Genomic DNA, 24858 nt, shown 5'->3' with positions numbered 1-24858 from the left:
GCGATCTTTTGATCTGCTGTCAGGCGCTATGGCTCTGCTGGTAGTCCGCCAATGCCGGCAACAACTGCTTGTCGATCGCCTGACGCACCGCCGGCTGAATACTGGCGCCGCTGGTGTACATGTCCTTGACCATCTTGCGCAGTTCAAACGCGCGCACATTATCCAGACCGCGCACCGCGCACTCGCAAGCCTGATCGGCGGTAGTACCACTGGGTACTTGAATACCCAACGCCTTGAGCTGGCCCAACAAATCTTCCTGATCGATCAAATCGGCATACATCATGACGCGCATCCTTCTTCGGTAACGGAGGTCGTGGCTCGATTCTGGTAGCCACGCCGGGGCACGGCAAGGGCGTTTTGTCGCAGTGGCTGCGACGGCTATGAACAGGTCGTTTTCGGCTAACTTGCCGCTCAAGGGAGTGGGCACACTGAACTCAGCTTGCAACACGAAGGTTTGGTCACCCTCGCACGGCAGCTCCTCAACAGTACCCTCCTCAGCTCCGATCCTGTCACGGCTTGATCGGAGTTTTTTTGCCTGTGAATCAGAGAACGGTGTGTTGCTGCTGACGCCTTCGCGAGCAGGCTCGCTCCCACAGGTGAACGCGTTCATTCAGGGGAATGCGATTAAATGTGGGAGCGAGCCTGTCTCCGGGCGGCGTTCCGACGAAGAACGATGATGCGGTCTAGCGTTGCAGCACCAGAATCCGCGACAACAATTCATCCCGGTCGACATAGCAGCCCTGAAAATGCCGCGCCCCGGTAGCAGGGTCAAACGCATTGCGCGCATGCAACGTGCGGCGGTTATCGAAACACCACAGCTCCCCCGCATTGAGTCGCTGTATCAACCGAAATCGCGGCTCGCGGGTCATCGCGATGAAGCGTCGATAAGCCCGATACAACCGTGGCATTTGCTCCACTGACGTATCGAACGCGCCGCGCAGAAAGTTCGCCATGCGAACTTCCGCCACGCGTCCCAAGGCATCCAGAGCGATGATCGGCGCCAGACAGCGATAGTCGCTATGACGATCCTTGTTGCGAAACTCCACAGGTATTTCACATAGCGCCTGAAACGCTGCCGGGTCTTCACCGCGCAACGCATCGGCTATCGCAAAACCATCGACAAAAATACTCTCGCCACCCTCGGCGTCGTTCACCAGACAATGCAGAAATTGCAGCCCCGGTTGCAGCTCGCGAGTCGGCAGATCGGTGTGCAACGGCAGGTTGAAAGCGGTGTAGGCATTGCTGTCGGCATCGGCTTTGGATTGCACGTTGAAGAGCACGCCGAAGTTGCTCTCGCGGATGAAAGAAATGCGTTGGGCGATGAGCTTCAGCGAGCCGGGTTCGGTGGGCACGCCACGTACTTGCGTCAGACCAATGTCGCGCACGGCGATCAGCCATTGCAGCAGGGCGGCGTTGTCGTTCATCAGTGCCGCGTATTCGAACACCGGCAACTGCAAATCGCTGCGCCACAGGTAAGGCTTGGGTTTACCCGCCAGACGTTCGGCGCGGGATTCATCATCGTAGGCGTGAGCACGCAACCAGCCGGGATCGAAACGGCTGAGATGGCCGTCCTGCCAGTCGATGCGCAGGCAGCCATCGGTGTCGATATGCACAGCGGCAGGCTTGAGGTCTTCAGCGGCATCGACAATCTCGAAGACCTGTTCGCGGGTGACGTTGTAGACGCACTGCGGGCATGGGCAGTTGTCCCGCAACCAGACATGGTGGAACTGGCTGATGCGCCCGTCGGCCCATGCAATGGCAACGCGATCCGCCAGGCTCTGCACGCCACCCAGCGCGCTGATCAACGGATAAGTACGGAAATCGGCAACAGCGGCAGCGGTATTCATGGCGGCTCCTTGTGATCGATGGATTTACCTTGCAGGCGGCAGCGCGATGACGCGGCCGATGTAAGCGGGAGCGGGTAGGTCTTTCTGCTCGGCGACGATGTCTTGCAGGCGGTTCAAGGTGTCCGGGCTGAACAACGCCGAACGCGGGCCGGCGAGATCGACGTGCAACAGCATCTGTTCGTTGCCGGACAGTTCCTGGTCATCACCGACCTTGTGCAGGCTGTGATAGAGGTGCAGGCGTTTGCTGTCGTGGCCGATGATTTGCGTGCGTACTTCGACCTCGGTATCGAGCTTCACTTCGTGCAGATAGTTGAGGTGCAGTTCGAGGGTGAACAGGGAGTGGCCGCTGGCTTCGCGGTTGTTGCTGTCCATGCCGAGACGGTCCATCAGGGCGTCGGTGGCGTAGCTGAAAATCAGCAGGTAGAAGGCGTCGCGCAGGTGGCCGTTGTAATCGACCCAGTCGGGGATGATTCGGGTTTGGTAGGTGGTGAGGTTGGGCATGATTTGGGTTCCGGCAGTTAGGTGGTCTTCAAGATCAAAAGCTACCCCCTCACCCCAGCCCTCTCCCCCAAGGGGGCGAGGGGGAAAGGGAGCAGATCGGGGGCTTTTCAAAACTTGAGTTCGGCTCGGTGGCGCAAGTCGGCGTAACTCGAACATTCAACTCGCTCAGTTCCCTCTACCTCTGGGAGAGGGCTAGGGTGAGGGCTGCAATGTCACGGCAGACATATCACTCGCTGAACGCCATGCCATGTTTTTCCTTGGTGGTTTTCACTGCCTCAAGCACCGCCAGCAAGCAATCATCACGATAGCGTTCCAGCGCCGAAATGCTGTGGCGGCCGAGCTGATCACTGGTGCCATCGACCACATCATCAATCAGTTTGTCAGTCAGTTCCGGCGCTGGCAGATACGTCCACGGCAACTGCAACGCCGGGCCGAATTGCGACATGAAGTGGCGCATGCCGGCATCACCACCGGCCAGGGTGTAAGTCAGGAACGTACCCATAAATGACCAGCGCAAACCAGCGCCAAATCGAATCGCATCGTCGATCTCGCCAGTGGTCGCGACACCGTCGTTGACCAAGTGCAGCGCCTCACGCCACAGCGCTTCAAGCAAGCGGTCGGCAATGAACCCCGGCACTTCCTTGCGCACATGCAACGGACGCATACCGAGGGATTCGTAGACTTTCATCGCTGCCTGAACGGCCTCGGGCGCGGTGTTCTTGCCACCCACGACTTCGACCAGCGGCAACAGATAAACCGGGTTGAACGGGTGGCCGACCACGCAGCGTTCCGGATGCGTCGAACTCTCGTAAAACTCGCTCGGCAACAGGCCGGAAGTACTTGAACCAATCAAAGCATTGGGCTTGGCGGCGGCGCTGATTTTGCTGTGAAGATCGAGTTTCAGTTCCAGACGTTCCGGGGCGCTTTCCTGAATGAAGTCGGCATCGCGCACGCATTCTTCGATGGTCGCGACAAAGCGCAGACGATCCTGCGAAGCACCCGGCGTCAGACCGTTTTTCTCCAGCGCGTCCCAGGCATTGGCCACGCGTTTGCGCAGTGCCGCTTCAGCGCCGGGCGCCGGATCCCAAGCGATCACATCCAGGCCATGGGCGAGGGCGCGCGCGACCCAGCCACTGCCGATGACACCGCTGCCCAGCGCGGCGAAGGTTTTGATTTCGGTGATAAAGCTCATGGTGATTTCCTGAATAGTTCGGCGATCAACTGTGGGAGCGAGCTTGCTCGCGAAGGGGGCGGTACATCCGCAGCATCTTCATCAGCAGTGCCATCGCATTCGCGAGCAAGCTCGCTCCCACAGGGTTTTGAGGTGGGGCAATTAACCGCGCTGGGTCAGGCCCATTTTCTTGCGGCCCTCAGCCGGGGTCAGCACGCGGGCGCCGAGGCGGCTGAGGATCTCGGTGGCGCGTTCGACCAGTTGGCCGTTGGTGGCCAGCACGCCTTTGTCCAGCCACAGATTGTCTTCGAGCCCGACCCGCACGTTGCCGCCCAGCAGCACCGCTTGCGCCGCCATCGGCATCTGCATCCTGCCAATGCCGAACCCGGCCCACACCGCGTCAGCGGGCAAGTTATCGACCATGGCTTTCATGGTGGTGGTATCCGCCGGAGCGCCCCACGGGATGCCCAGACACAGCTGGAACAACGGGTTATCCAACAAACCTTCCTTGATCATCTGCTTGGCGAACCACAGGTGACCGGTGTCGAAAATCTCCAGCTCGGCCTTCACGCCCAACTCGGTGATGCGCTTGGCGCCCGCTCGCAGTTGCGCCGGAGTGGACACATAAATGGTGTCGCCATCGCCGAAGTTCAGGGTTCCGCAATCGAGAGTGCAGATTTCCGGCAGCAACTCTTCAACATGGGCGAGACGGGTCAGCGGGCCGACCAGATCGGTGTTCGGGCCGAACTCCATCGGGTTCTCGCCCGCGCCGATCTCCAGGTCGCCGCCCATACCGGCGGTGAGGTTGACGATGATGTCGACGTCCGCCTCGCGGATGCGCTCCATGACTTCGCGGTACAGCGCTACGTCACGGCTGAACTTGCCGGTCTGCGGATCGCGCACATGGCAGTGCACAACCGTGGCGCCGGCCTTGGCCGCTTCAACAGCCGCCGCAGCGATCTGTTTCGGGGTGACCGGCACGTGTGGGCTCTTGGCGGTCGTGTCGCCAGCACCGGTGAGTGCGCAGGTGATGATGACGTCGTGGTTCATGGTGCAGTTTCCTTCAGGCGTGATGGGTCTGTCCGCAGCTTTTTTTCGGGCTGCGAAGCGTCGGTCAGTCGCCTCTCCCATCCGGGAGAGGGGCTTTCAATAGAGGGTTATTTGCTGGTCAGCTGGAGGTTTTCAGCGGCCGGTTTGCCATCGAAAGTAGTCACACCTTCAAGCCAGCGCTGCTTGTCTTCGGGATGATCCTTGAGCCATTGCCTGGCCGATTCGAAAGCGTCCTTGTGGTCGAGCAGCGGTTGCATCATCCGGCTCTCGTCCTCGGCGGTGAACGTCAGGTTGGTCAGCAGGCGACCGATGTTCGGGCACTGCTCGGCGTATTTCGGCGCGGTGACCGTCCACACGGTAGCCATGCCTTCGTTCGGGCCGAGGGCGTCGTCACTGCCGGTCAGATAGGTCATCTTTACGTTGACGTTCATCGGGTGCGGCGCCCAGCCGAAGAACACCACGGCCTCTTTGCGGCGCACGGCGCGGTCGACGGCGGCGAGCATGCCGGCCTCACTGGACTCGACCAACTGGAACTTGCCGAGGCCGAACTGGTTCTTGGCGATCATTGCCTTGATCTGCGTGTTGGCGCCCGAGCCTGGCTCGATACCGTAGATCTTGCCGCCCAGTTCTTTTTCGAATTTGGCGATGTCGGCGAAGGTTTTCAGGCCCTTGTCTGCCAGATAAGTCGGCACTGCGAGGGTGGCGCGCGCGTCTTTCAGGCTCGGTGCGTCGAGGACTTTGACCTGATTGGCGTCGACGAACGGGGTAATGGTCTGGGTCATCAGCGGGTTCCAGTAACCGAGGAACAGGTCCAGGCGCTGATCGCGAATCCCGGCGAAAATAATCTGCTGGGACGCGCTGGTTTGTTTGGTGTTGTAGCCGAGGCCGTCGAGCAGGACCTGGGTCATGGCACTGGTGGCGATCACGTCGGTCCAGTTGACCACGCCCATGCGCACGTTCTGGCACGAGGCGGGTTCGGCCGCCATGACGCTGGCGCTCAAGAAAGCGGTACCGCTGAGTGCAAGAACACAGCTGCTGATCAGTCGTTTCATGTCGGGTTCCTCGGCAGGTCGTTTATTGTGGTTCCCGGCGTCTGACGCGCCGGTGATGCCAAGTTACGCAGCTATGCCCCCGTAAAAGCGCACTGCGGCGACTGGCATTTGCACTGTAGCGACCTGTGCGCTTGAACGCCGACGACAATCGGCGTATCAACGAGCCACGCTACCCGTCGACCGAGGGCGCCATGTCTCAGGATTTCTACTTTTTGCTGATGCCGGGCTTCTCCGCCATTGGCTTTATCTCCGCAATCGAACCGCTGCGCGTGGCCAACCGCTTTCGTGGTGAGTTGTATCGTTGGCATGTGTTGAGTGCCGATGGCGGGGCGGTGCTGGCGAGCAACGGCATGTCGGTCAACGCTGATGCGGCGCTGGAGCCGTTGAAGAAAGGTGCGACGTTGTTGGTGGTGGCCGGGTTTGAACCGCTGAAGTTCGCCACGCCCACCCTTGAACACTGGTTGCGGCGGCTGGATAACGAAGGCGTGACCCTCGGCGCCATCGACACCGGCAGCTTTGTCCTCGCTGAAGCGGGCCTGCTAGATAGCCATCGCCTGACCCTGCACTGGGAAGCCATCGACGCATTCAAGGAATCTTATCCACAACTCAGCGTGACCCAGGAGCTGTTCGAGATCGACCGCCGGCGCATCACCTCGGCCGGCGGCACCGCGTCCATCGATTTAATGCTCGATTTGATCGCCCAGGCCCACGGCCCGCAACTGGCGATTCAGGTCAGCGAGCAGTTTGTGCTGGGGCGCATTCGTCCACGCAAAGACCACCAGCGCATGGAAGTCGCCACGCGTTACGGGATCAACAACAAGAAACTGGTGCAAGTGATCGGCGAGATGGAGCAGCACAGCGAACCGCCGCTGACTACGCTGCAATTGGCGGAATCGATCAAGGTGACGCGGCGGCAACTGGAGCGCCTGTTCCGGCTGCACCTGAACGACACGCCGAGCAATTTCTATCTGCGCCTGCGCCTGGAAAAAGCCCGGCAGCTACTGCGCCAGACCGACATGAGTGTGCTCGAGGTCAGCATCGCCTGCGGCTTTGAATCGCCATCCTACTTCACCCGCAGCTACCGCGCCCGCTTCGCCCGCTGCCCCCGCGAAGACCGCCGAAGCGTTGGGGGGCGGCAGGATGTCGATGTCTCGCCTCCCCAAGACACGCCGATTGCTTAGTGAGTACCGCCAGATCTGAACTGAAGAGCTAGGGCGGCCAGGCTGTCAGCGTTTTTGGTCGTGATAGCGATTTGTGCGGCCAACGCCTGTTCGTCCGGAGAATGAAAGCTGTTCATTGCTCGTTGAGTTAGTTTTGCTACAGCGGCGCGATTCCTTTCTTTCATTTTTGAAACGTCGGGGCCGTTTTTGGCGATCAATAACGATTTCTGCAGGGCCTTTTCCATATTTGCGTCGATCATCTCTTTTGTATCGTCAGGGGACGAATCGGCAAACAAATACCAGAAGTCTTTTGTACCGGCATGGACATGACTGAGTTCGTGGAAAAGGGTGCCGGCGTTGCGGGGTGGCGATTGTTGGCGGCCCTTGAGATTCAGGTAGATTGTTTCCGAACCTTGGGGTTTGAATTTTTTCCGTGCGGCTCTTTGACCCGGCTTTAGAGGGTGGTTTGAGGTAAAGACAAAACGATCTGCTTTTCCTTGATCAATCACTGCCCCATGAAGAACTTTTTTTAGTTGTTTGCTGGCTTTGTGTGCGGCGGTTTTGAGGTGTTCTTCATCCAGGTTGTTGCCGTAAATGTGCCGCAACTTTGCCTGAGTTTCGGATGTCAGGTTTTTCCCGGATAAAGCAGATATGGCATTTTTTGTGAAATCGAGCATCGTTGAGTAGTTACTCTCGAACTCCCTTCGCTCGTTTTCAGGCAGATCTTTTGCTCGTCGGTAAAGAATCACATGTCCTGCTTCAGCGTTTGTCCTTTCGTATTCATTGATCGGCTCAACCGGCGAAAGGCCTTGGTCATCCTTGAACCGCAACGGGTTGTTTTGCACCATCCGGTAGCGATTCACGCCGTCAATATCGCCAGCCGGATCCGGATTGATCCACCGCAGTAGCCAGGGTGCGTAATAACGAAGCCCGTAGTAATAAAGCCCCGTGGCATCCTGTTCTTTGCCCGAGTACCGGACGGTCTTGTATTGAGCTTCAGTATCACTTCGGGCGATCCACCAGGCTGTGCCTCCGAACGCGTAGTAACCCTCTTGGCTAATCACCGCCGCCGCCTCGTCCAACTCAAGCGTGCAAGATCCGAGGTGATCGCCAAGGCTGTAGCGGAGTTGATCGCTGGCGATGCCAGCAGGTGGCTTTTCTTTCCAGTGCAGCGCGCGCGCGTTGCAATCTCCAGCGTCCGCCGTCATGACATGGCGCACTTCCACGTCACCCCTGATATGGATCTCCAGCCCCGGCAGATAACGCACTTCACGCGTAGCGGTTGAGGATTTCGTCTTGCGACGTAGAACCTTGCGTAGACGCTGGCCGAGACTGTCGTAACGGTATGACTCATCATCGTCAGGCTCATCTTCTCTGCGGACGTGGACAACCTCGCTAAGTTGGTTGCGACAGTCCCAGTGCAGAACACGCGTCCCCGAGGACAAGGTGAGTAAATTGCCGTTGTTGTCGAAGCTGTTGATGAAGTCCGGTTCTCCCGAGTCCGGTTTGGGCAGACTTCTGTTGCTTGAAGGAGTTGTCACCATTTCACGGGTGTAGCCTCGAAGCCCCTCATGGATCAGGGTCGTTAAGTTTCCCGCCCGATCGTAGGAAAACTTCTGTTTGTAAGTGCTTGACGATTTCGCGCTAATGGCGGGAGCCTGGTGTATGCCGGGTACCAGATTATCGGGAACACATTCACGACCGCTGGCTTCTACCAATTGAGACAGGGAGTCATAGCGATATTGGCTGGTGGCGTCCGTGCGCTGACTTCTGAAGTAGCGGGTTACCGCTACCAAATCCTGGATCTGGCGGATATTGCCGACAGGGTCGTAGCGGTAAACAAGGTTCTGCAAGACATGACCGGTGCGCGCGAACATGAGCTGGATTAACCGATCGCTTTCAGCGTCATATTGACGAGTTGTTACCACCCCGTTTCCTGAGGTTTCAGTCTCGATCTGGCCATTGGCGTTGTAACCTCGATGGCTGATCAGAACCGCGTCGGGACACGATGGTCGCCTGAGTTTGATTTGGGCAAACCGGCCTGCAATGTCATAGGTAAAAAGGTGTTGGTTCGCGCGCGCATCCGTTTGAATCAGCAGATCGCCTAGCGTGTTAAATGTCCATCGAGTGACGGCAACATCGCTTTCGAGTTTTTTGTTGCGATCCGGTAGTTCTTCGGGCCAGTGGGTAACTGACAAGTCGCTTGAGAACTGTCGAGACTCGCTGATCTTCGTGCCCACGAGGTTGTAATCATTGAAATGGACACAGCCAGCAGTGTCATCGTGGCGAACCAGTCGGCCACACTGGTTATTCAGCGCATAACCAGTGTCGCTGTTGGCGTAAGTCAGCCGTTCCGTAGTAACGGCCGGCTGGTCGATAGGGTGTTCTGCAATGGCAGTCGGACGCAGTTGGCCGTCGTAGTCAATACAACGCTGGTGGCGTCGACCATTCCATTCGAATCGAGGTTCGCTGACGGCGCCCGGCATTGTCGCTTTCCAGCCAGCGTCGACACTGTCGTTCAGCAGTTGCACACCGGAAAGAGAGTGCTGCGTTGTCAGATTGGGAGCGCCCCGCTTCATCCATTGACGCGGGTCCCAGACCGCAGCCAAGTGCCCGTTCGGACCATATACCTGACGGGTAATACGCGGCTCCGGCGTTTCAGCGGGATCGGCGCGGTAATAGGCCACGTTGCGAATCGTCAGACCGCGTGAATCCTGCACGATCAGGCGCGGAGTAGCGTGATGAATATTACCGTGGGGAGATGCGGCCATTTGACCAATCCGCGGTGCTGGAAAGTGTCAACGTAGCGCTATTTTCACCAGGTTGACCACTGTCAGAAATTACAGGTGCTGCAATCTCCTTACTTCTTGAGCAACGCCGAACACGCAGCCTTATAAGCCTCATGCTGATACTTGTTCAGCGTCCCCGGCAGTTCAAAATTGTGCTTCTTCGCCTGCGCATTGATCGTCTGCGGCGACAACAACATCACCTCGCAACCATCCAGCAACTGCAAAATCCCTTCAATCTTGAACGTCGTCGGCCCACCGGCAAACTCACCCTTCTTGCTGCGCTTCTTGATCGCAATCCGATCAACCGAATTCTCCCGCACAAACGACGCCACCTGCGCCGCGAACAGCTTCACGTTGGCCGCCTCGTCGTCTTCGTCCAAGGCGATCTTTTTGGTGGCGAGGGGAATGTGGCTCAGGGTCGAACCGTCGAGAGCGGCCACGGCGATGATCGCTTCGCTGCCTTTGATTTCGATGCCGCAGATGTTCATGGGCGAGTGACCTTATGAGCGAATTGGATGGCAATCATGTTGACGCAGTCGGGCGGTCAAGTCACCTCGCGTCGGTGCCGCAGCGGTGCAATACCGCTGGTCGGAAATCGTTGTTGACCTGTAATTTCTGACAGTAGACGCCCTTCCGACTGACGCCTAGCTTGATTGTCGGCGGATTGGGACGATTGTCGCCCTTTCCACACCTAACCTCGCTCAAGGGATTGAAGACATGAAGCTGCGCAAGAACATTCGCTCGCTGACCCCAATCGAAAAAGACAACTTCGTCGATGCCTGTCTCCAGCTCAAACAGTCAGGTCAATATGATGAGTATGTGCACCTGCATCACCAAGTGATGAAGCCCACGGTTTTGCCTCATGAACCAAACGATCCAAATTATCGCAATGGCGCTCATCGGGGGCCTTCGTTCCTGCCATGGCACCGGGCATTTTTGCTGAAGTTCGAAAATGACCTTCAGGCGATTAACCGCTCCATCACGATTCCGTACTGGAACTGGACCGAAGATGCTGCCGATCCGCTCAACTCTCCGGTGTGGGCTGAGGATTTCATGGGCGGTAATGGTGTTGAAGGCGATGAGTGGCGTGTGGCAACCGGTCCGTTTGCTGTTGAAAACGGTAAATGGCCGGTTCCCTCTTATCCGGATGACGATTTGCCAGGTCCGGGTTTGAAGCGCCAGTTCGGCCTGGTCGTGAACTCATTGCCGACACCGCAAGATCTGCAAATGGCCTTGCGTGAAAGTCTCTACGACACACCACCTTATGATTCCGGCCCCAGTGTGCGCGGTTTCCGAAATCGCCTGGAGGGCTGGATCACCCAGCGCGGTGATCCGCAGGTAACCACTGCGGGTTCACAACTGCATAATCGCGTTCACCTCTGGGTGGGCGGCAATATGCTGCCGATGACGTCTCCGGATGATCCGGTGTTCTTCCTGCATCACTGCTTTGTCGACAAAGTGTGGGCAGACTGGCAGTCACTGATGCTACAGAGCAACGAGCGTTGGGTGCCGCATTACGCACCGCTGACCAATGGTCCGAAAGGACATAACTACGATGATGTGCTTGAGCCGTTTGCGCAGTCTGCTCGGAGTGTGAGCGACATCACTGACTTGGGGTATGAGTATGAGGCGCCACGTCTGGTCCTCGATCATGTGAAACCTCGTTCTCCTTTTCACGACTGATGCTGGCATCGGGTGGCGGTGTGAATGCCTGGCTATTGCAGCAGGCAAACACGCCGTTACCGGCTAGAGCTCAAGCTGCTCAGAGGTGATTCCAAAGGCTGCCGCAATCTTCTCGCGAGTTGCTTTTCGTGGCTTGGCGACTGTTTCCTGCTGGGCAAACGCCGGTTGCGAAATACCCATGCGTTTGGCGACTTCTTCCTGAGTCAGGTTGAGGTGTTCGCGCCAGGCACGGATCGGTGTTGCCCCCTCGACCATCCGGCTGACGACCTCATGGGGAATCAGGTCGGGCTGCATTTTTTGCGCAACATACTGCGCGTACGGAATGACCACAAAGGCTGGTTTGCCCTCGGCGTCGTTGATGATTTGGATATCTGTGGATATCTTCATATTCGGAGAAATATAAGTCTTTTATAAGATTTCAGAATCTTTGCTTATATTTCTCCCAACGCCAATCAACAAGAATTTACTGCATGTTACGAGTGGTCAGGATCACTCCTGCCCAATCGACTCCAAAAACTCCGACCGTTCATCACTCATCCGTGCCACACAGTCATTCTGCGCAATCTTGAACGCCTTGCTGCCTTCGGTGGCGGGGAACGCTTCCACCGCGCAATCCGCATCCCGCGTCTTCAGCCACTGCTGCTGGGCAGTCTTGATCTTGGCGGTGATGTCCGCCAGTTGCGTGGCGTTCTTGCCGTACGCGGTCTGCATGCGTTCGGTCAGGCTGGCGTAGTTGTCCTTGAGCAGGTCTTCGGCGGTGCTGCGGCTGTAGGTCGAGCATTCCAGGGTCTGGACGTCGTTTTCGACGGCGTCGCACGGGTTGTTGTCGGACTCTTCAGCGGCGTGTACGCCGGTCGCCATCAGTGCCAAAGCCAGGAAGATCGATTTCATTGTTGTCGCCGCTCTAATCCAGTGGTGTTTCCAAGATGCGGGAGATTCTGGCTCAAGCTTGCGGGCTTGAACAGGTAGCTTATCGGAGCGTCTGGCGACCCTTTGTCGCGGATTGACGCTTTCGGCAATTCCCCTGTCGTTTTTGCACCCGGTCGCCCCGGCACCGAGGCATATGCTGGCCCCAAAGCGCCGGCAGACGATTCGGCGCATGAATCGCCAATAAGGGGACGCCTGATGAGCCCAGCCGAATTACACGCCGACAGCATCGTTATCGACGGTCTGATCATTGCCAAATGGAACCGCGAGCTGTTCGAAGACATGCGCAAGGGCGGTCTGACGGCAGCCAACTGCACTGTGTCGGTGTGGGAAGGCTTTCAGGCGACCGTGAACAATATTGCTGCCAGCCAGAAGCTGATCCGCGAAAACAGCGACCTGGTAATGCCGGTGCGCACCACTGCCGACATCCGTCGCGCCAAGGAACAAGGCAAGACCGGCATCCTCTTCGGTTTCCAGAATGCCCACGCGTTTGAAGACCAGATCGGCTATGTCGAGGTGTTCAAGCAGCTCGGCGTCGGCATCGTGCAGATGTGCTACAACACCCAGAATCTGGTCGGCACCGGTTGCTACGAACGTGACGGCGGCCTGTCGGGTTTCGGTCGCGAAATCGTCGCCGAGATGAACCGTGTTGGCGTCATGTGCGATCTGTCCCACGTCGGCTCCAAGACTTCCGAAGAAGTCATCCTCGAATCGAAAAAACCGGTGTGCTATTCCCACTGCCTGCCGTCGGGTCTCAAAGAGCACCCGCGCAACAAGTCCGATGAAGAACTGAAGTTCATTGCCGACCACGGCGGTTTTGTCGGCGTGACCATGTTCGCGCCGTTCCTCGCCAAAGGTATCGATTCGACCATCGACGATTACGCCGAAGCGATCGAATACGTGATGAACATCGTCGGCGAAGACGCCATCGGCATTGGCACCGACTTCACCCAGGGCCACGGTCAGGACTTCTTCGAATACCTGACCCACGACAAGGGCTACGCCCGCCGTCTGACCAGCTTCGGCAAGATCATCAATCCGCTGGGCATCCGCACCGTCGGCGAGTTCCCGAACCTGACCGAAACCCTGCTCAAGCGCGGCCATTCCGAGCGCGTCGTGCGCAAGATCATGGGCGAAAACTGGGTCAACGTCCTGAAAGACGTCTGGGGCGAGTAACGCTGACTCAAGACCGCCGCCGATCTGCCCCCTCTCCTGTGGGAGAGGGCTGGGGTGAGGGCAGCGGTCACCACTGAATCCACTATTTTTCTGGAGTTAAGTTTCCATGGCCAAGATCGCCCCGCAATTGCCAATCGAAGTCGACAGCGAGACCGGTGTCTGGACCTCCGACGCCCTGCCAATGCTGTACGTGCCGCGTCATTTCTTCGTGAATAACCACATGGGCATCGAAGAAGTTCTGGGCGCTGACGCCTACGCCGAAATTCTCTACAAGGCCGGCTACAAGTCCGCCTGGCACTGGTGCGAAAAAGAAGCTGAATGCCACGGCCTGGAAGGCGTCGCGGTGTTCGAGCACTACATGAAGCGCCTGTCGCAACGCGGCTGGGGGCTGTTCAAGATCCAGGACATTGACCTCGACAAAGGCACCGCAAGCGTCAAGCTCGAACACTCGGCGTTCGTCTACGTCTACGGCAAGGTCGGGCGCAAGGTCGACTACATGTTCACCGGTTGGTTTGCCGGCGCCATGGACCAGATTCTTGAGGCGCGCGGCAGCAAGATTCGCACCGTCGCCGAGCAAGTCTACGGTGGCTCCGAAGAAGGCCACGACGACGGCCTGTTCACCGTCAAGCCGTTGTAAGTCGAGGAACCCGCCATGGCTTTCGAAGCAATGTTCCAGCCGATCCAGATCGGCAAACTGACCATCCGCAACCGCGTGCTCAGCACCGCGCACGCCGAGGTCTACGCAACGGACGGCGGCATGACCACCGACCGCTACGTCAAGTATTACGAAGAGAAAGCCAAGGGCGGCATCGGCCTGGCGATCTGTGGCGGCTCCTCCGTGGTCGCCATCGACAGCCCGCAGGAATGGTGGAGCTCGGTCAATTTGTCCACCGACCGGATCATTCCGCATTTCCAGAATCTGGCCGACGCCATGCACAAGCATGGCGCCAAGATCATGATCCAGATTACCCACATGGGCCGGCGCTCGCGCTGGGACGGCTTCAACTGGCCGACCCTGATGTCGCCGTCGGGTATCCGTGAGCCGGTGCACCGCGCCACCTGCAAAACCATCGAGCCGGAAGAAATCTGGCGGGTGATCGGCAACTACGCCCAGGCCGCGCGCCGGGCCAAGGCCGGTGGTCTCGACGGCGTCGAGCTGTCGGCGGTGCACCAGCATATGATCGATCAGTTCTGGAGCCCGCGCGTCAACAAGCGAACCGACGAATGGGGCGGCACCTTCGAAGGCCGGATGAAGTTCGGCCTGGAAGTGTTGAAAGCCGTGCGCGCCGAGGTCGGTGACGACTTCTGCGTGGGCATGCGTCTGTGCGGTGACGAGTTCCACCCGGACGGCTTGTCCCACGAGGACATGAAGCAGATCGCCAAGTATTACGACGACACCGGCATGCTCGACTTCATCGGCGTCGTCGGCTCGGGTTGTGACACGCACAACACCCTGGCCAACGTGATTCCGAACATGAGTTATCCACCGGAGCCGTTCCTACATCTGGCCGCCGGGATCAAGGAAGTGGTCAAGGTGCCGGTGTTGCATGCACAGAACATCAAGGATCCGAACCAGGCCACGCGGATTCTTGAAGGCGGTTACGTCGACATGGTCGGCATGACCCGCGCGCACATCGCTGACCCGCACCTGATCGCCAAGATCAAGATGGGCCAGATCGACCAGATCAAGCAGTGCGTCGGCGCCAACTATTGCATCGACCGCCAGTATCAAGGCCTCGACGTGCTGTGCATCCAGAACGCCGCGACGTCCCGGGAATACATGGGCGTGCCGCACATCATCGAGAAATCCACCGGGCCGAAACGCAAAGTGGTCATCGTTGGTGCCGGCCCGGCCGGGATGGAAGCGGCCCGCGTTGCCGCCGAGCGTGGCCACGACGTGACCCTGTTCGAGAAGAAGGAATTCATCGGCGGGCAGATCACCACCGCCTCGAAAGCGCCGCAGCGCGACCAGATCGCCGGCATCACCCGCTGGTTCCAGCTGGAACTGGCGCGGCTGAAAGTCGATCTGCGTCTGGGCACGGCAGCTGATGCCGACACCATCATGGACTTGCGTCCGGATGTGGTGGTGCTGGCGGTCGGCGGGCATCCGTACCTGGAACAGAACGAACACTGGGGTGCCGCCGAAGGGCTGGTGGTCAGCAGCTGGGACGTGCTCGACGGCAAGGTGGCGCCGGGCAAGAACGTGCTGGTCTACGACACCATTTGCGAGTTCACCGGGATGTCGGTTGCTGACTTCCTCGCCGACAAGGGCAGCCAGGTCGAGATCGTCACCGACGACATCAAACCGGGCGTGGCCATCGGCGGTACGTCGTTCCCGACCTACTACCGCAGCATGTATCCGAAAGAAGTGATCATGACCGGCGACATGATGCTCGAGAAGGTCTACCGCGAAGGCGACAAACTGGTCGCGGTGCTGGAGAACGAATACACCGGCGCGAAAGAGGAGCGTGTGGTCGATCAGGTGGTGGTGGAAAACGGCGTGCGTCCGGATGAAGAAATCTACTACGCGCTCAAAGAGGGTTCGCGCAACAAGGGCCAGATCGACGTCGAAGCGTTGTTCGCGATCCAGCCGCAACCTTCGCTGAGCGAGGCGGGCGACGGCTACTTGCTGTTCCGCATCGGCGACTGCGTGGCGCAGCGCAACACGCACGCCGCCATTTATGACGCACTCAGACTGTGTAAAGACTTTTAAAGGCTTGCACACAACCCTGTGGGAGCGAGCTTGCTCGCGAAAGCGGTGGATAAGTCGACATCGATGTTGAATGTCAGTCCGCCTTCGCGAGCAAGCTCGCTCCCACAGTGACCGAGTAAGGCAACCCGACCTGCAAGACCCTGCGGTCTTTGGGAGCTTCACCTATGTTGAACACCCTTCTTCCAATCCTGTTGTTCGCAGCTATCGGCCTTGGTGTCCTCGGCGCGTTGCGGCGGGTAGCGATGTGGCGTCGGGGCCGGGCCTCGAAGGTCGATCTGATCGGCGGCCTGTTGGCCATGCCCAAGCGCTACATGGTCGATTTGCACCATGTCGTGGCGCGGGACAAATACATCGCCAACACCCACGTCGCTACAGCGGGCGGTGCGGTGGCGTCGATTGTGCTGGCGCTGCTGGTCCACGGTTTCGGCCTGCATAGCCGCATCCTTGGCTATGCCTTGCTGCTGATGACGGCAGTGATGTTCGTCGGCGCGATCTTCGTTTATCTGCGTCGGCGCAACCCGCCCGCGCGGTTGTCGAAAGGCCCGTGGATGCGCCTGCCGAAAAGCCTGCTGGCGTTCTCGGCGTCGTTCTTCCTGCTGACCTTGCCGGTGGCCGGGATTCTCCCGGAGAACTTCGGTGGCTGGGTGCTCGCCGTTATCTTGGGGATTGGCGTGCTGTGGGGCGTGTCGGAATTGTTCTTCGGCATGACCTGGGGCGGGCCGATGAAACATGCATTTGCCGGTGCGCTGCATCTGGCCTGGCACCGTCGCGCCGAGCGCTTTGGCGGCGGCCGCTCTACCGGCTTGAAGCCTTTGGATTTGAACGATCCGAGTGCTCCGTTGGGTGTTGAGAAACCCAAGGATTTCACCTGGAACCAGTTGCTCGGTTTCGACGCCTGCGTGCAGTGCGGCAAGTGCGAAGCCGCGTGCCCGGCCTTCGCCGCCGGCCAGCCGCTGAACCCGAAGAAACTGATTCAGGACATGGTCGTCGGTCTCGCCGGTGGCACCGATGCGAAGTTCGCCGGCAGCCCGTATCCCGGCAAACCAATTGGCGAACACAGCGGCAATCCCCATCAACCTATCGTCAACGGTCTGGTCGACGCCGAAACCCTGTGGTCGTGCACCACCTGCCGCGCCTGCGTCGAAGAATGCCCGATGATGATCGAGCACGTCGATGCCATCGTCGACATGCGCCGTCACCTCACTCTGGAAAAAGGCGCCACCCCGAACAAGGGCGCCGAAGTCCTCGAAAACCTCATCGCCACCGACAACCCCGGCGGTTTCGCCCCGGGCGGGCGGATGAACTGGGCGGCGGATCTGAACCTCAATCTGCTCAGCGAAAAGAAATCCACCGACGTGCTGTTCTGGGTCGGCGACGGCGCCTTCGACATGCGCAACCAGCGCACCCTGCGCGCGTTCGTCAAAGTGCTGAAAGCGGCAAAAATCGACTTCGCCGTGCTCGGTCTTGAAGAGCGTGACAGTGGCGATGTAGCGCGGCGTCTTGGCGATGAAGCAACCTTCCAATTGCTCGCCAAACGCAACATTCAGACCCTGGCCAAATACAGCTTCAACCGCATCGTTACCTGCGATCCGCACAGTTTCCATGTGCTGAAAAACGAGTACGGCGCGTTCGACGGCAATTACCTTGTGCAGCACCACAGCACCTACATGGCGGAAATCATTCAGGCCGGCGCGCTTAATCTCGGTCAGCACAAAGGCAACAGCGTGACCTATCACGATCCGTGCTACCTCGGCCGCTACAACGGTGAGTACGAAGCACCGCGAGAAGTGCTGCGTGCACTCGGCATCGAGGTTAAAGAGATGCAACGTTCCGGCTTCCGTTCGCGCTGCTGCGGCGGCGGTGGCGGGGCGCCGATCACTGATATTCCGGGTAAACAGCGGATTCCTGATATGCGCATGGAAGACATCCGCGAGACCGGCGCCGAACTGGTGGCGGTGGGTTGTCCACAGTGCACGGCGATGCTCGAAGGCGTGGTCGAACCGCGTCCGCTGATCAAGGACATCGCCGAACTGGTCGCCGACGCATTGCTCGAAGACGCCGCGCCAAGCAAACCAGCGACCCCGGCCAAACGTGAACCTGCGGAGGTGCATTGATGAGCGACATTATCCGCCGCGACCCGCGCGCCGAATGGATTGCCCGTAACCGCCTGCATCCGCTGCACGCGGCGATGCAACCGGCGCAGCACAGCTGGATGGGGCCTAACGGCGTCATTCGCAAGAATCTGCATGGCATCGGTTTTATCGGCCCCAACGGCCTCAAGCGTATCGATCGCAGCGGCGCGCAACAGGGCGGGGCGGTCAAACGTTCGGCGACTGTGGAAGTGCAATTGCCGCTGCATCAGGTGCCGGCTCCGGCGTTCTACATCAGCGTGGTGCCGGACATGGTCGGCGGCCGCTTGAGCAGCCACGATCGCGACTTGCTAGGGCTCGCCCATCAACTCGCCGGTCAGGAGGGTGCGGTGTTGGCGGTGGTCTTTGGCGAACACAAGGAAAACGCTTTCGCCACCGCAGGCGTTGATCGCTTGCTGGTACTCGAAGGCGAAGCATTCAGTGGTTATGCACCGGAACAACGGATGCAAGGTCTGCGCGCTGTGGATAACCAGTTCAATCCACGTCACTGGCTGCTGCCGGACAGCCGCAGCGGTGGCGGTGAACTCGGCCGGCGCTTTGCCGCGGCACTGGGAGAGCGCCCGGCCACGCGGGTCTGGCAGGTCAAGGATCAGGAGTGCATCGGCCGCGCTGGCGCTGGGCTGCAAGACCTTGCCCGTCCGGTTGCGCGGTTGATTCTGGCTGCGGCCGAATGCGCGGAGCCGGTCAGCGAAACCCGTCATGAAGCGTTGCCGGTGGAGTTATCCACAAGCGTGGCGCGCAGTCTGTCGCGGATCGAAGATCTCGGCGCTGTGGCGGTGGATCCGGCGGCGATTCCGATGGCCGAAGCCGAATTCATTTTCTCCGGCGGCAACGGCGTCAAGGACTGGCAACTGTTCCACGAAACGGCGGCGGCGCTCGGCGCTACCGAAGGTGCATCGCGGGTTGCCGTCGACGACGGCTTCATGGCCCGTGATCGCCAGGTCGGCGCGTCCGGCACCTGGGTTACCGCACGGGTCTATGTGGCTGTGGGTATCTCTGGGGCGATCCAGCATCTGCAAGGTATCGGCGCCTGCGACAAGGTGGTGGCGATCAATCTCGATCCGGGATGCGACATGATCAAGCGTGCCGACCTCTCGGTGATTGGCGAAAGCGCGGAGATTCTGCAAGCGTTGATCGAAGCCGTTTCGGCTTACCGCAATGAATCCAAGCGCGATGCGGCCTAAGGAAACGCGATGAACACGAAAGTTATCAGTCTGGTTTCAATTGGCGCCCACCCGACTTCCGGCAGGCCACGCCGCGCCGACCAGGACGCGCGCGCCGTGGAACTCGGCCTGCAACTGGCTGGGGATAACCTGCAAGTGCTGCATGCCGGCGACGTTGCGGAACCGGCATTGCGCGCCTATCTGGGCATGGGCCTGGAGCAGATGCACGTGCTCGAGCAACCTGCTGGCGCCGATGCGTTGCCGGCGCTGACCGCGTATCTGCGCGATGCCGGTGCGCAGGTGGTGCTGACCGGCAGCCAGGCGGAAACCGGCGAAGGCTCGGGAATGTTGCCGTTTTTGCTCGCCGAAGGTCTGGGGTGGTCGCTGGTGGTGGGGCTGGCGCAGGTCGAGTCGATCAATGACGGTTCGGCACTGGTACTGCAAGCGTTGCCGCGTGGGCAACGGCGACGGTTGAAGGTGAAGCTGCCGTTTCTGGCGACTGTGGATAACGCTGCGCCGAAACCTCGGCAGAGTGCTTATGGACCGGCGCGGCGGGGTGTTTTGCAGGCTGACGACGTCGAGGTTGTCGACGACGAACTCCTGTCTGTAGCCACCCTGCAACCGGCCAAACCAAGGCCTAAACGCCTGAAAGTGATCAAAGCCAAAAGCGGCGCCGACCGCATGAAAGCCGCGACCGCCAAAGCCAGTGGCGGCGGTGGACAAGTGCTCAAAGGCGTCACCCCACAGGCCGGCGCCGAAGCCATCCTCAAGCTGCTGATCGAAGAGGGCGTCGTCCGCTGAAAAGCCCCTCACCCTAGCCCTCTCCCAGAGGGAGAGGGAACCGACCGAGTGGTATTGGCTAATTACATCGACCTGCGATTGCGCGGTGACCTTGGCTTTGCCAAGCCTGAGATCACAATGTTCGTTCAGGTCGATAGAGTTCAAATAGGCAATTCGGTCGGCTCCCTCTCCTTTTGGGAGAGGGCTAGGGTGAGGGTAGCGTTTTACCCACAATCCCTGTTGGCGGATCTGTGGATAACATGTTCGCCCCTCTCTAGACCCCAAGCCAATCAAGCCCTACAGCCTTCCGATCAAAAAACAACCAGCCTAAGTCACGGATTTTCAGGGGTTTTTCGGCAGGATAACGCAGCAAGTTGCCCCCAAACTCTGTTGGCGCTTCTGTGGATAAGATGTTCGCTATCCGCTGATACCCTTATAAAACGTGGCCTGCAAAGAATTGATCAAAAAACAATCAATTCATCTATTCCAACGGCAAACTTCTGCAAAAACCCCGATTTCACACAGCCTCCAACGCTTTTCCACAGACAAGGCAAAGTTACCCCCGAACTCTGTTGGCGCTTCTGTGGATAACATGTTTGCCATCCTCTACAGGCCATATAGAGCGTGGCTTACAAGAATGTGATCAAAAATCAACCAATACGCCTTGCAAACCGTGCTTCTGGATAAGTCACGATTTTTCTTCACAAATCAGTCAGTTATTTTTTCGTTCATCCACAGTTACCCCCATTTGCTGTGGGTGGGTGTGTGGATAACTTGTTTGCGGAATGCTGGGGGGCTTGGTGGGTATAGGGTGCGGGGTGGTTGATCAGAAATTGTGCAATCTGGTTTCAGAGATGTAATGACTTTCATGACGCCTTCGCGAGCAGGCTCGCTCCCACATTTGGAATGCATTCCACCTGTGGGAGCGAGCCTGCTCGCGAAGCTTTTGCTTTTAGCCCTGAACCGGGACGCCTTTGAGGTAAGGCGCAGGCTCGGCCCCAAGGTTGTTCAGCAAGCGCTCGCTGTACCAATCCACGAAGTTGACCACACCAAACTCATAAGTCTTCGAGTAAGGCCCAGGCTGATACGCCGTCGAGTTAATCCCGCGCTGGTTCTCTTCCGCCAGTCGGCGATCCTGATCATTGGTCGCATCCCACACCTGACGCATGCGATCAACATCGTAATCGACGCCCTCAACCGCATCCTTGTGCACGATCCACTTGGTGGTGACCATGGTTTCCTGGGCGCTGATCGGCCATACGGTGAAGACGATGATGTGATCGCCCATGCAGTGGTTCCACGAGTGCGGCAGGTGCAGGATGCGCATCGAGCCCAGATCCGGGTTTTTGATGCGGCCCATCAGTTTCGCGCAACCCTGTTTGCCGTCGAGGGTCATCGATACGGTGCCTTTGAGCAGCGGCATGCGCACGATGCGGTTGCGCAGGCCGAAGCTGGCGTGGGCGTAGGGGATCTTCTCGGCTTCCCAGGCAGCGGCGGAGGCGGCGACGTGATCCTTGAACGCCTGATCGGCGCGCGGGTCGGTGACGTCGTCCCATTCCAGCAAGGTTTTCAGCAGTTCCGGGTGCGACGCGTTGCAGTGGTAGCACTCGCGGTTGTTTTCCAGCACCAGTTTCCAGTTGGCCTTTTCCATCAAGGTGGTGGTGATCGCCACCTTGGTGTTCTCCATGTCGTACGGTTCCATGTAATGGTTGAGCGTCGACAGGAAGTCATCAATGGCCGGCGGGTTCTCGGCCAGGCTGATGAAGATGTAACCGCCGGCGGTTTTCACGTTCACCGGTTTGAGGCCGTACTGCTTCATGTCGAAGTCGGCGCCCATTTCGGTGCCGGCGAACAGCAGACGCCCGTCCAGCTCGTACGTCCACTGGTGGTAGTGGCAGACCAGTTTGGCGACCTTGCCTTTTTCACTGGTGCACAGACGCGAGCCACGGTGGCGGCAGACGTTGTGGAACGCATGCACCACGCCTTCGGCGCCACGAATGACGATGATCGGGTTCTTGCCGATCTGCAGGGTCAGGTAGTTGCCTTTGGCCGGGATCTCGCAGGTCATGCCGGCGATCAACCACTCTTTCTGGAAGATCTCCTGCATGTCGATATCGAACAGCCGCTCATCGCTATAGAACGGTTGTGGCAGCGAAAAGGTGCGTTCGCGCTCCTGGAGCATTTGTGCGGTGGCCTTGCGTGCGGGTTCCAGCGGATCGCCCAGGCTGATTTTTGCGGTGACGTCCATCGATGTGATCCTCATGGCCATCTGCGTGGCCGGCGAAAAGTGGCTGATCAGGTGTGCTGCTAACGGTTGCTACGCAAGGTGTAAAGAAGCTGTCTTGGTGTTGGGGCGAGTGTGGGCCCGGCGCAGGGCGCAACCTTATCCATGGGCGACATGGTGCAATCTGTTCCCGACGCGCAACCCCCGGTGGTTGGGGGCTGGTCGCGATAAGTATGCCGATGTCGCGGATAGGTAAACGGGCGGTTCGCGCTATACGCAGAATCGCCGACATGAGGCCGACAGTCGGCCGTGGAGAACAGCATGTCCAACAGCTTCCTGAATCCGGTCACCACCCAGACCTGGGCCAATGGCCGACACATCGTCCGTTGCGTCAAAGTCATCCAGGAAACCTGGGACGTGCGCACCTTCTGCTTTATGGCTGACCAGCCGATCCTGTTCTTCTTCAAGCCCGGGCAGTTCGTCACCCTGGAGCTGGAAATCGAAGGCCAGCCGATCATGCGCTCCTACACCATTTCCAGTTCGCCGTCGGTGCCGTACAGCTTTTCGGTGACGATCAAACGGGTGCCGGGGGGCAAGGTGTCCAACTGGTTGCACGACACGCTTCATGAGGGGCAAGAGCTGGCGGTGCACGGGCCGGTCGGGCTGTTCAATGCCATCGACTTTCCGAGCCCGAAAGTGCTGTACCTGAGCGGCGGCGTCGGCATCACGCCGTGCATGTCGATGGCGCGCTGGTTCTACGACACCAACGCTAACGTCGACATGACTTTTATCCACAGCGCGCGCTCGCCGAAAGACATCATTTACCACCGCGAGCTGGAACACATGGCGTCGCGGATCGACAACTTCAGTTTGCATCTGATTTGCGAGAAGCACGGATTGGGTGAGCCGTGGGCCGGTTATCGCGGCTATCTCAACCACAAGATGCTTGAGTTGATGGTGCCGGACTTCCTCGAGCGCGAAGTGTTCTGCTGCGGCCCGACGCCGTACATGAACGCGGTCAAACGCCTGCTGGAAGTGGCCGGTTACGACATGTCGCGTTATCACGAGGAATCGTTCGGTGCCACGCCGCCCGAGGCCCGTGCCGATGCGGTCGAACAGGCCGAGCAGGCTGCGGATGCGCCGGAAATCGATGCGGCGGATCTGCATCAGGTCGAATTCACCTCGTCTGGCAAGAGCATTCGTGTGGCCCCAGGCGAGACCGTGCATGCGGCGGCGGCCAAGCTTGGCTTGATGATCCCGAAAGCCTGCGGGATGGGGATTTGCGGGACGTGCAAGGTGTTGAAGCTGGGCGGTGAGGTGGAGATGGAGCACAACGGCGGGATTACCGAGGACGATGAGGCTGAAGGGTTTATCTTGTCGTGCTGCAGTGTGCCGAAGGGGGATGTGCGCATCGATTTTTAAGTAGGGCAAATTTTTGCGTACGGCTTGCCCCTCACCCCAGCCCTCTCCCAGAGGGAGAGGGGGCCGACCGAGTTGTCTAGGGTTGTACATCGACCTGAACGACCTTATCGATTATGGATTCGGCAAAGCAGTTTCAGGTCGGCGTACTCCTTGAGCATCCCCCAATCAGTCCCTTCTCCCTGTTGGAGAGGGGACTGACCGAGTTGTTCTCACGCGGTGCACCGACTTGAGATATCGAGTCGACTATGGATTCGGTACAGCAGTTTCACGTCGGCGTAATTCTCAAATATCCCCCAATCAGTCCCCTCTCCCTCCGGGAGAGGGCTAGGGTGAGGGGCTGTTGATCTTGCGCTCGATGAGTCATTCACCACCTGAATAGCAGACAACCCCAAATCCCCAGCTAATCTTGTGCCCAGCTCCCACATCTATAAGAGGCTGCGCACGATGAGTCTGTCCCAGTTCAAAATCGCTCATAAACTGATCACCGGCGCTGCCGCCATCGAACAACTGGCCGCCGAACTCACACGCCTGGATATCGACAATCCGCTGATTGTCACCGATGCCGCGCTGGTCAAATCCGGCACGGTGGAGCTGGCGCTGGTGCAACTCGGCGGGCGCGATTACGAAATTTTCGACCGCGTACTGCCGGACCCGGAAATCGCCATCGTCGAAGACTGCATGCGCGTTTACCGCGAAGGCGGGCATGACGGTTTGATCGGCCTCGGTGGCGGCAGCGCCATCGACATCGCCAAGAGTGTCGCTGCGTATGCCGGTTACCACGGCGCACTGGAAGATCTGTTCGGTGTTGACCAGGTGCCACGCAAAGGCCCGCCGCTGATCGCCATTCCGACCACCGCCGGCACCGGTTCCGAAGTGACCAACGTCGCGATCCTTTCCGACAAAGTCGCGCAGTTGAAGAAAGGCATCGTCAGCGACTTTCTATTACCGGATGTCGCGCTGGTCAGCCCGCAGATGACTCTGACCTGCCCACGCAGCGTCACCGCAGCCAGTGGCGTCGACGCCTTGGTGCACGCCATCGAATCCTACCTG

Annotated in this window: 21 protein-coding genes; 10 read left to right on the top strand and 11 right to left on the bottom strand. The window is 59.0% G+C overall.

The window, feature by feature from the left end:
- Positions 1 to 19: 19 nt before the first annotated feature.
- From F8N44_RS21395 to F8N44_RS21365, 6 genes are all read right to left on the bottom strand, one after another.
- A complete protein-coding gene (locus tag F8N44_RS21395) occupies positions 20 to 283 on the bottom strand; it encodes a hypothetical protein (RefSeq protein WP_016983943.1) in 264 nt (87 codons plus the stop codon).
- Positions 284 to 683: 400 nt separating this feature from the next.
- A complete protein-coding gene (locus tag F8N44_RS21385) occupies positions 684 to 1847 on the bottom strand; it encodes a gamma-butyrobetaine dioxygenase (RefSeq protein WP_150651704.1) in 1164 nt (387 codons plus the stop codon).
- Between the two features lie 24 nt (positions 1848 to 1871).
- Positions 1872 to 2348 carry a thioesterase family protein gene (locus tag F8N44_RS21380; protein ID WP_150651703.1) on the bottom strand — a complete coding sequence of 159 codons (477 nt, stop codon included), beginning with the start codon at positions 2346 to 2348 and terminating at the stop codon, positions 1872 to 1874.
- A 226-nt stretch (positions 2349 to 2574) separates the two neighbouring features.
- A complete protein-coding gene (locus F8N44_RS21375) occupies positions 2575 to 3540 on the bottom strand; it encodes an L-carnitine dehydrogenase (protein ID WP_150651702.1) in 966 nt (321 codons plus the stop codon).
- A gap of 141 nt (positions 3541 to 3681) precedes the next feature.
- On the bottom strand, positions 3682 to 4569 hold the full coding sequence (locus F8N44_RS21370) for a 3-keto-5-aminohexanoate cleavage protein (protein WP_016983621.1): 888 nt from the start codon (positions 4567 to 4569) through the stop codon (positions 3682 to 3684).
- A gap of 107 nt (positions 4570 to 4676) precedes the next feature.
- Positions 4677 to 5621 carry a choline ABC transporter substrate-binding protein gene (locus F8N44_RS21365; protein ID WP_150651701.1) on the bottom strand — a complete coding sequence of 315 codons (945 nt, stop codon included), beginning with the start codon at positions 5619 to 5621 and terminating at the stop codon, positions 4677 to 4679.
- Positions 5622 to 5812: 191 nt separating this feature from the next.
- Between F8N44_RS21365 and F8N44_RS21360 the strand changes: the two genes are divergently transcribed.
- Entirely contained in the window at positions 5813 to 6802 is a 990-nt protein-coding gene (locus F8N44_RS21360; RefSeq protein WP_150651724.1) for a GlxA family transcriptional regulator, read from the top strand.
- Here F8N44_RS21360 and F8N44_RS21355 read toward each other — a convergent pair.
- Together F8N44_RS21355 and F8N44_RS21350 are read right to left on the bottom strand one after the other, a co-directional pair.
- Positions 6799 to 9552 (bottom strand): RHS repeat domain-containing protein, encoded by a 2754-nt coding sequence (locus F8N44_RS21355; RefSeq protein WP_150651700.1) that lies wholly within the window; start codon positions 9550 to 9552, stop codon positions 6799 to 6801. The two genes, F8N44_RS21360 and F8N44_RS21355, sit on opposite strands and share 4 nt — an antisense overlap.
- An 89-nt stretch (positions 9553 to 9641) precedes the next feature.
- The gene (locus F8N44_RS21350; RefSeq protein WP_150651699.1) at positions 9642 to 10058 is read right to left on the bottom strand and encodes a DUF3010 family protein; all 417 of its coding nucleotides are present in this window, start codon (positions 10056 to 10058) and stop codon (positions 9642 to 9644) included.
- 229 nt (positions 10059 to 10287) lie between these two features.
- On the opposite strand from F8N44_RS21350, the gene F8N44_RS21345 reads away from it, so the two are divergent.
- The gene (locus F8N44_RS21345) at positions 10288 to 11253 is read left to right on the top strand and encodes a tyrosinase family protein (protein WP_150651698.1); all 966 of its coding nucleotides are present in this window, start codon (positions 10288 to 10290) and stop codon (positions 11251 to 11253) included.
- A 63-nt stretch (positions 11254 to 11316) separates the two neighbouring features.
- Here the strand turns inward: F8N44_RS21345 and F8N44_RS21340 are convergent, their stop codons facing one another.
- Positions 11317 to 11640: a helix-turn-helix domain-containing protein gene (locus tag F8N44_RS21340; RefSeq protein ID WP_150651697.1), complete on the bottom strand. Its 324-nt coding sequence runs from the start codon at positions 11638 to 11640 to the stop codon at positions 11317 to 11319.
- 102 nt (positions 11641 to 11742) lie between these two features.
- Positions 11743 to 12144 (bottom strand): lysozyme inhibitor LprI family protein, encoded by a 402-nt coding sequence (locus F8N44_RS21335; protein ID WP_150651723.1) that lies wholly within the window; start codon positions 12142 to 12144, stop codon positions 11743 to 11745.
- A gap of 234 nt (positions 12145 to 12378) precedes the next feature.
- On the opposite strand from F8N44_RS21335, the gene F8N44_RS21330 reads away from it, so the two are divergent.
- The 6 genes from F8N44_RS21330 to F8N44_RS21305 all read left to right on the top strand — a co-directional run bounded on the left by F8N44_RS21330 (position 12379) and on the right by F8N44_RS21305 (position 20183).
- Positions 12379 to 13356 carry a dipeptidase gene (locus F8N44_RS21330; protein WP_007911246.1) on the top strand — a complete coding sequence of 326 codons (978 nt, stop codon included), beginning with the start codon at positions 12379 to 12381 and terminating at the stop codon, positions 13354 to 13356.
- Between the two features lie 106 nt (positions 13357 to 13462).
- Positions 13463 to 13993 carry a DUF5943 domain-containing protein gene (locus F8N44_RS21325; RefSeq protein ID WP_005792152.1) on the top strand — a complete coding sequence of 177 codons (531 nt, stop codon included), beginning with the start codon at positions 13463 to 13465 and terminating at the stop codon, positions 13991 to 13993.
- A gap of 15 nt (positions 13994 to 14008) precedes the next feature.
- Positions 14009 to 16069: a dimethylglycine demethylation protein DgcA gene (dgcA, locus tag F8N44_RS21320; RefSeq protein WP_016983627.1), complete on the top strand. Its 2061-nt coding sequence runs from the start codon at positions 14009 to 14011 to the stop codon at positions 16067 to 16069.
- Between the two features lie 164 nt (positions 16070 to 16233).
- Positions 16234 to 18183 carry a dimethylglycine demethylation protein DgcB gene (dgcB, locus tag F8N44_RS21315; RefSeq protein WP_150651696.1) on the top strand — a complete coding sequence of 650 codons (1950 nt, stop codon included), beginning with the start codon at positions 16234 to 16236 and terminating at the stop codon, positions 18181 to 18183.
- The gene (locus F8N44_RS21310) at positions 18183 to 19403 is read left to right on the top strand and encodes an electron transfer flavoprotein subunit alpha/FixB family protein (protein WP_150651695.1); all 1221 of its coding nucleotides are present in this window, start codon (positions 18183 to 18185) and stop codon (positions 19401 to 19403) included. Before dgcB ends, F8N44_RS21310 begins: the two co-directional genes overlap by 1 nt.
- 9 nt (positions 19404 to 19412) lie before the next feature.
- On the top strand, positions 19413 to 20183 hold the full coding sequence (locus F8N44_RS21305; protein WP_150651694.1) for an electron transfer flavoprotein subunit beta: 771 nt from the start codon (positions 19413 to 19415) through the stop codon (positions 20181 to 20183).
- A gap of 931 nt (positions 20184 to 21114) precedes the next feature.
- Here the strand turns inward: F8N44_RS21305 and gbcA are convergent.
- A complete protein-coding gene (gbcA, locus tag F8N44_RS21300; RefSeq protein ID WP_053124549.1) occupies positions 21115 to 22410 on the bottom strand; it encodes a glycine-betaine demethylase subunit GbcA in 1296 nt (431 codons plus the stop codon).
- A gap of 297 nt (positions 22411 to 22707) precedes the next feature.
- Between gbcA and gbcB the strand changes: the two genes are divergently transcribed.
- Both gbcB and F8N44_RS21285 read left to right on the top strand, forming a co-directional pair.
- On the top strand, positions 22708 to 23808 hold the full coding sequence (gene gbcB, locus F8N44_RS21290; RefSeq protein WP_007911227.1) for a glycine-betaine demethylase subunit GbcB: 1101 nt from the start codon (positions 22708 to 22710) through the stop codon (positions 23806 to 23808).
- 444 nt (positions 23809 to 24252) lie between these two features.
- On the top strand, positions 24253 to 24858 hold a 606-nt coding region (locus F8N44_RS21285), incomplete at its 3' end, for an iron-containing alcohol dehydrogenase family protein (protein WP_150651722.1).

Source organism: Pseudomonas fluorescens (assembly GCF_902497745.1).
Lineage (GTDB): Bacteria > Pseudomonadota > Gammaproteobacteria > Pseudomonadales > Pseudomonadaceae > Aquipseudomonas > Aquipseudomonas fluorescens_BM.
This window is presented reverse-complemented; position numbering and strand designations above follow the sequence as displayed.